Source organism: Roseomonas sp. TS2, from assembly GCF_058833935.1.
On the sequence record NZ_JCACVY010000210.1, the window covers coordinates 1 to 6,744 of the forward strand.

5 protein-coding genes and 1 pseudogene are annotated in these 6,744 nt (G+C 64.1%); 3 read left to right on the top strand and 3 right to left on the bottom strand.

Going from position 1 to position 6,744, the window contains the following annotated elements; all coding sequences use genetic code 11:
• Window positions 1-57: 57 nt before the first annotated feature.
• Entirely contained in the window at window positions 58-1,593 is a 1,536-nt protein-coding gene (locus ACZJYS_RS21390; RefSeq protein ID WP_493180253.1) for a glycosyltransferase, read from the top strand.
• Between the two features lie 57 nt (window positions 1,594-1,650).
• Here ACZJYS_RS21390 and ACZJYS_RS21395 read toward each other — a convergent pair.
• The 3 genes and pseudogenes from ACZJYS_RS21395 to ACZJYS_RS21405 form a co-directional block, all read right to left on the bottom strand.
• A pseudogene (locus ACZJYS_RS21395) lies at window positions 1,651-1,878 on the bottom strand (hypothetical protein); the annotation flags it as partial.
• Between the two features lie 221 nt (window positions 1,879-2,099).
• Window positions 2,100-3,026, bottom strand: coding sequence for a TAXI family TRAP transporter solute-binding subunit (locus tag ACZJYS_RS21400; RefSeq protein ID WP_493180254.1), 927 nt, complete (start codon window positions 3,024-3,026; stop codon window positions 2,100-2,102).
• A gap of 69 nt (window positions 3,027-3,095) precedes the next feature.
• A complete protein-coding gene (locus tag ACZJYS_RS21405; RefSeq protein WP_493180255.1) occupies window positions 3,096-5,117 on the bottom strand; it encodes a hypothetical protein in 2,022 nt (673 codons plus the stop codon).
• An 885-nt stretch (window positions 5,118-6,002) separates the two neighbouring features.
• Here ACZJYS_RS21405 and ACZJYS_RS21410 point away from each other — a divergent pair.
• Complete coding sequence (locus tag ACZJYS_RS21410; RefSeq protein WP_493180256.1) at window positions 6,003-6,356, top strand: transposase family protein; 354 nt, start codon at window positions 6,003-6,005, stop codon at window positions 6,354-6,356.
• A 33-nt stretch (window positions 6,357-6,389) separates the two neighbouring features.
• Window positions 6,390-6,611, top strand: coding sequence for a hypothetical protein (locus ACZJYS_RS21415; protein ID WP_493180257.1), 222 nt, complete (start codon window positions 6,390-6,392; stop codon window positions 6,609-6,611).
• Window positions 6,612-6,744 lie beyond the last annotated feature (133 nt).

The following is a 6,744-nucleotide window of genomic DNA, read 5'->3' on the forward strand; positions in this document are numbered from 1 at the left end:
AAGAGGATGGTCACAGAGCGCATTTCCGCCGATAGGATGCATCGATGAGGTGGTCGCATGCGCATTATCATCACAAACATTCGGCTTGATCAGCGCTCCGGTACTGAGATTGTCACATCAGAAGTTGCTCGGGGATTAGTCGAGCGAGGCCACCAAGTGGCCGTCTATGTCACATCACCCTTAGGGGGCCTTGCGATTGATCTGCGCAAAGCTGGTGTGTTGGTGACCGAGCGGATTGAAGCGCTCAGCCACTTCGATCCAGATATCTTGCATGGTCACCACACCACACCATTCCTTATTATGCGCACCCTCTTTCCTGAAGTGCCTGCTCTGTGGTTCTGCCATGATGCAACTTCCTGGCATGATGAGCCGCCGGTTTTAAACAGTATTGGGCTCTACGTTGCCCACAGTATCCCGAGCCGGAATCGTATACTTGCCTCGCCTGGCATTGACCCAGCGCGAGTGTACACTCTGCATAATGCTAGTGGCTTACCCTTTCAGGAGGCTCCACCCCCGGCGCAGCTTCGCCGGGTACTGGTGGTTGCGAAGTACAATGCTCAGCATGTCAATGTTGTGAAGGAAGCCTGTCAAGAAAGGGGCCTTGAGGTAGAAATTGTTGGCGGTGGAGTTGGAAGGCTTTCTTCCACGTTGCACGAAATCTTTGAACAAAATGATCTTGTGGTAACAAGCGGAAAAGCCGCGATGGAAGCAATTTGTGCTAACCGCCCGGTGCTTTGTGCGGATGAAAACGGAATCGCGGGATTGATTACGCCTGATGTAGCCACATCCTGGTTCCTGAGGAATTTCGGCTCATCTATACGCCGTCTACCTTCTGAAGCAGCATCAGTCAGCGCCGAGCTTGATTTGTACAATCCTGAGGATTTTGCCCGGACGCGAACTCTTCTGCGACCGCATCTGGCTTTATCGCGCTATCTGGATGAACTCGAGGCACTATATCAGCAGATAGCAGACCACCGGCGGAAAGACGAGCGGCTGGATTTTGCCCGAACTTTGGAGATGGCGCTACCCAGTTTCCGCATCGATGGGCCTTTGTTGCCACAAAGCCTGGATTGGAAGAACAAGGCAGAAGTATTGGCTGCAGAGCTTCTGGAGTTGAAGTGGCAAAATTTTTCTTTCGGCGACAAGCCTGACACACGGAAGTTGTCCTTCACTATAAACCAGCTAGGCCAGCACGCGCTTGAGGAGGGGTGGTCGAAGAATGATCCGCAAGGAACTTGGCTCGCTCAGGAGGCACGCATTACGTTACCTAGCCGTACGAATTGGTCGGACTTCGATGGCATAAAACTGGAAGGAGCGCTGGATCTACCCGCGTGTGTCGATGCGCCAGACTGTCCGCTTCATATCAAGGCCAACGGGACTGACGTCGACATCAAGATAGCGCCTGATATGAAGGGGAAAAGGCAGGGATATTTTTATCTGTGGTTTGCCTTTCCGAAGAATATAGATCGTGAGCAGGATTTACAGCTTCAGATACTAATTCACGGGCAGAGAGCATCTACTTCGGAAGCCGTGGCGGGCCCGAAGGGATTCCGCCTGGTATCATTACATATGACAGGGAATTACCGACGGTAATCGGAACTGACCTTCCCACGTGAACTCGGCTTATGTGGGGTGAGAGAGTTGGCCTTCTCAATGCCCGTTTGAGAATAGCCATGGATGGGCGATGCGCCTGAGGAGGAGCGCGCCCATACCGAGGCGGTTCATGGCTTCAGAGACGCCGCAGCTACCTTCGTAGTCAGGAACCAGGCGGCTCCAGCGGATCATCCAGCCGAAGGCTCTCTCCACCATCCTGCGGCGTGACAGGACCTGGAAGCCTTTCTGATCCGCCTGCTTGCGCACGACCCCGCTGAGGAAGTCATCATTCGCAGGGCCACCGCTGCCGCCATAGCGCACTCCACACCGTTCCGCGCCTTGAAGCAGACCGGCGGCCCGGCAGAAGGCCACAACAAGTCTATCCGAAGAAAGTTGGTATGAGCGACGTGCGGATCGGCAAGATCGCGCACCATGTGCCGCAGCGCCAGCCGCAGGGGCGCCGCAGCCGCCGGCCTCCATCGGACGCCAGGCGGCGGCAGTCCGCCTCACGGGCTGAAGCGGGTCCAGCCGGGCACCTGCGCGGTCAGGTTGACCTCGCGCCATTTCGGATGGCGCGGCGGCTGCAGCAGCATCGGGAACTTCTGGTTGAAGCGCTGCAGGAAACGCACCAACTTGCCATGCCGCTCGGTTCCTGGCTTCCAGGCATAGACCGCCAGCACCGCTCCCACCGCAACCGTCTGCACCGGGCTGCCCTCGGCCACAAGGTTGGGATAATCGGCATGATCGATGGGCGCCGGTAGGTAGGTCTGCAGCAAGGGCGGCGCCAGCGGCAGTGAAAGCAGATGCAGCCCCTCCTCCGCCCGCACGCCCGAGAACAGGCGGGCGGGCTTGCCGGTGACATAGACCAGCGCAGCGATCTCACCCCGCCGCAGGCGCTCCAGCGCCACGTCCTGCGGCGCGTGCACCGCCTTTACCTCCAGGTCCAGGCTGCCGAAGATAAGGGAGGCCGTCATCGCCGTGCCGCTGCCGGGCAGGTCCACGTTCACAGGCTGGCCGGCAAGATCCTCCACCCGCATGATGTCCGGGCGCGCGAGGATATGCACCTCCTCGTCGTAGAGCTTGGCGACGTACTGCACGAGCTGGCTGACGCCGGGGAACAGCCGGTCCCGCATCACCGCCGCCAGCACGTCGGACTGGACGATGGCGATGTCGATGCCCCGGAGGTAGAGCAGGTCCGAGATGTTCTGCATCGAGCCCTTGCCGATGACAGGCAGGACACGCAGGTACTCGCCCTCGTCGAGCACCGCGGCCAGATCGGTGGCAATGCGGATGTAGGTGCCATCGACGCCGCCGGAAATCACGCCGACGGTGCCGGCATTCACCTCCCGCGTCGCTTCCGCCGCGCTGCGCCGGGGGCCGCTGCCCTGCGCCCAGGCCGCTGGTCCTCCCAGGAGGGTCAAAGCACCGGACATCAGGGCGGCACGCCGGCCGAAGGAGTGCGAGGGCATAGTCCGGGGGTTCTCCATGTTTTGCGGGGGCGCTCAGCGCCGTTCCAGGCGCGACAATGCGGGAGCGACCTGCGCCTCCCCCAGCAACATGGCCTGCCGGTACCACCGGACGGCCAGGGCAGGATCAGGGCGGATGCCCTGGACGCCTATCCTGTCCAGGAACGCCGGGTCGTAGGTCTGGCCCAGCGCCGCGGCGGCCTTTCCGCTGCCGGCCTCGGCGGCATAGGCGTAGAGCCGCCTGGCAGCCGAGATGTCGCGCAGCGCCAGCATCTCGTCGGCGCGCCGGATCACCGCCTCCAGCCTTTCCGGGGATCCAGTAGGGCGAGGGCGCGGCGGGGGGACGGTGGTAGCCACCGGCGCTTGCGCCGGCGCTGCAGCCCGAGCCGGCTCGGGTCCGGATGCGGAAGCCGTTCCAGGAACCGGTTCCGGGGCCGTCGCGGGGGCGGATGCGGCTTGTGGCGGCTGCGGGGGCGCCATGGGCTGCGGCTCAGGCACTGGCTCGGCCTTGGCCAGAGCCTCCGCGCGGCGGGCCCAGACAAGAGCCAGCAGGGGGTCGGAGGGTGTGCCCTCCGCACCGAGGCCTTTCAGGAAATCCGGCTGATAGGTCCGGCTGAGGGCGGCGGCGGCCTGACTGCTGCCGGCTTGCGCGGCCTGCTGGTACAGCAGGCGGGCGGCTGCAATGTCGCCAAGGGCCAGCTTCTCCTCCGCCTGCTTCAGCAGCGCCGCCTTTTCCTCTGCGGAGAGCGAGGGGGCGGAGAGCGCCGGAGGAGGCGGAGCGGGTGGCACGGGCGCCACGGCTCCCGCTTTCTCCGCGGGCGGGCGGGCGGCTTCCTGGCCCGCTGCCAAGCTGGCTTCTGGCGGGCCGCCGGACGGTGAGATGGCCTCTGGCACAACCGGAGAGGCCAGTTCCCTTGCCGGTGCGGCGGCCTCGGCGGCGCTCTGCGATGCGGGAGCTTCGGTCCTTGCCGCTTCCGGCCCGGCACGCTCCGCCGCGCCAGGATGAACAGCCTCTGCCTGCGGCGGCGTCGTGGGTTCGGCGCGATTCTCCGGACCAGGGTCCTCTGCCGTCACCTCCGGGGCAGGAGGCGGTGCGGATGCGGCCTCCTCCTGTGGGCCCTGGGGCATGGCCGCCAAGGGCGCATCCTCGGGTGCAGCCTTCGGCGCACTGTTGGGCTCCGCATCCCTTGGCGCGGGCCGATCGCTGGAGGCAAGGTCGGGCGAATCCCGAAGGTTCTCTCCGGGCTGTGGTGCTTCCGGCGGTGGGCCCTGGACCGCCTCGGACTCAGGGGAGGCGGGCACGTCGGTGGAGGGCTCCACGGCCTCCGTGCTTTTCTCATGCTGTTCGGCGGGTACCAAGGGCAATGCTTGCTCGTCCGGTGCCGGGGTGGAGACAGCCACCTCCGAGCCTGCCGGGGAGCTTTCGGGCGCGCGCGGGGATTGCGGGACAGGCGTTTCCGGAGCAATCACCGGGAGCGGCTCGGGGCCGGACTCTGGTTCAGGTCCTGGGCCGACAAGCGGAACATGGTCCGTGTGTTCGCCGAAGTGCGCCTCGTCGCTGCGGGCGAAATCAAGCCGATACGGGAAGCTGCCCGAGATGGCGGAAGCTTGCGGCGGCAGCGCCGGCTCCTCCATTCCCCGAAGCCCGGTGGCCGCCGCATCCATCCTGCCGGCCGGGCTACTGACATCGTCCCTGGGCACCTTGTCCTCGGGCATCCCCTCTTTGGGCATCTCGGCCTCAGGTGCCTCAGCGGCGGCCTCCAGCAGAGCCAGTTCCTGATCCAGTTGGCTGGCCATGGTGAGCAGCCGCGAAATCTCGGCCTGCAATGCCGTGACATCCTCCTGCTCCTGCGTGGGGCGGGCCGGCGCCTGCACGACATCCAGGGGTGTTGGCGCCGGCGGCGTGTCGCCGGTGGCAGCAGTCCGCCAAGTGGGCGCCGCGTCGGCGGAGAGGACGAGCCGCGGCGCCTCCTGCCCGCGCCCGGCGTTCGAGCCATCATAATACTGGCCGAGCCAGTGCGGCAGATAGACCACAGCCCCGCCGCCCAGGCTCAGCATGGCCGCGCAACTCATGAGGAGCAGCATTCCCGGGCGAGGCCGGCTCTCGGAAGCCGATGATCTATCGTTCCCGTATCCGGCAGTCCCGCTTGCCGAGGGCCTCGCGTCTTCTTGTCGCGGCATATGATGATAAGGGCCCATGGTGTTCGGCCATGGTTCACTCTTGCCAGATGCCAGGGCTATTCAAGAACAGGTGAAAAGCCATGATACCGAGAGACTTCACCAAGGCTTGGCGCCAAGAATTCAGCATTAGCTGGACATTTTGGATTAATTGTAAGTCCCTCCTGTCCGACGTTGCCTGCTGGAGGCGAGAATGACGAGCATGCGGAATGCTGGGTCTGACCTGGGCCGCTGGTTGGCGCCGCTCTGGAGGTGATGGGGCGCAAGATCCGCCGCAGCTAAGGCTCAGGACCTATCAACGAGCCCTCGTGCTTCGATGCTGCTGTGCTTCCATGGTTGCCGGAGGTGCTGCGTTGGCGGGCCTGTTCTGGCTCATGCAGGTTCGCCGACGTGATGCGCCTGTCGAGTACGGACCGCACAAGACGCTGTGCAACCGCCGCCTCGTCCGCTGGAGGCGCATGGGTGTCTTCAACCGTATCCTCGCCGGGCTGGCCGGCCACGAAGGGCAGCCGGACCCGCTGATGATCGAAGCTACTTACCTCAAGTTGCACAGCGCAGCCGCAAGCCTGCTCAAAAGCGGGCTGTCCCCTGTCCTGTCGGGCGCCCCAGGGTCGGGCCTGAGTTCCAAGCCTCACGCCGTCCCTGATGGCCAAGGCCGCCCGCTCATCATGCTGATCTCCGAAGGACCGGATGAGCGACCACACGGGTGCCGCGCTGATGCCGGCGCCCTGCCGTCCGCCCGCGCCCTGATCGGCGACAGGGGCTATGACAGCGGTCGCTTTCGCCAGCCTGGCCGATCACGGCATCGAGCCTCGCATTCCCTTGCGCCGCGGCCGCAAGCAGCGCATCGCGCATGACAGAATGCTCTACCGCCAGCGGCACCGCATCGAGATCATGTTCAGCAAGCTCAAGGGGTGGCGCCGCATCGCCACGCTCCATGACCGCTGCGCTCACACCTTCCTGTGCGCTACTTGCCTCGCCGCCATCCTCTTCTGGATCGATGATACCAATTCTCTTCAGATAGACTTGTTGTGGCCTTCTGCCGGGCCGCTGGTTTGCTTCAAAGCGCGGAACGGTGTGAAATTCGCCATGGCGGCAGCGGCGGCCCTGCCGAAGTGACTTCGATGCGCATGCGCGGGAAAGGGCGCAGGCTTGATTCTGCCCTTCTACGACGTCGCGGCCGTGGAGCTGCACCTGACCGGGATTTTCCAGACTGCTGCACCGGGCGCCCACGCCGTGCCCGCCGTCGATCAGGCTGACTCGCACACCGTGCCTGCCAACATCGCCCTCCTGCCCTTGCCGCCTTGCTCCCCGGCGCCGAATCCGGTCGAAAACGTCTGGCAGCTCATGCGCGACAGCTGGCCAGCCAACTAGGTCTTCAAAGCCGGTGCCGGCATCGTTGACGACGGCGGCTTCGCCTGAAACATCTTCATCCAACAGCTCTGGAAGATCATGGCCAACGGCCTGCGAAAATGAGCTCAGGAGTGCTGTCATGGAGACTTGGTAC

What these genes read in the sequence shown, in the direction of transcription:
- ACZJYS_RS21390 (WP_493180253.1), top strand. Translation starts at nt 58, where the DNA reads ATGCGCATTATCATCACAAACATTCGGCTTGATCAGCGCTCCGGTACT.
- ACZJYS_RS21405 (WP_493180255.1), bottom strand. Translation starts at nt 5,117, where the DNA reads ATGCTGAGCCTGGGCGGCGGGGCTGTGGTCTATCTGCCGCACTGGCTC.
- ACZJYS_RS21410 (WP_493180256.1), top strand. Translation starts at nt 6,003, where the DNA reads ATGACAGCGGTCGCTTTCGCCAGCCTGGCCGATCACGGCATCGAGCCT.
- ACZJYS_RS21400 (WP_493180254.1), bottom strand. Translation starts at nt 3,026, where the DNA reads ATGTCCGGTGCTTTGACCCTCCTGGGAGGACCAGCGGCCTGGGCGCAG.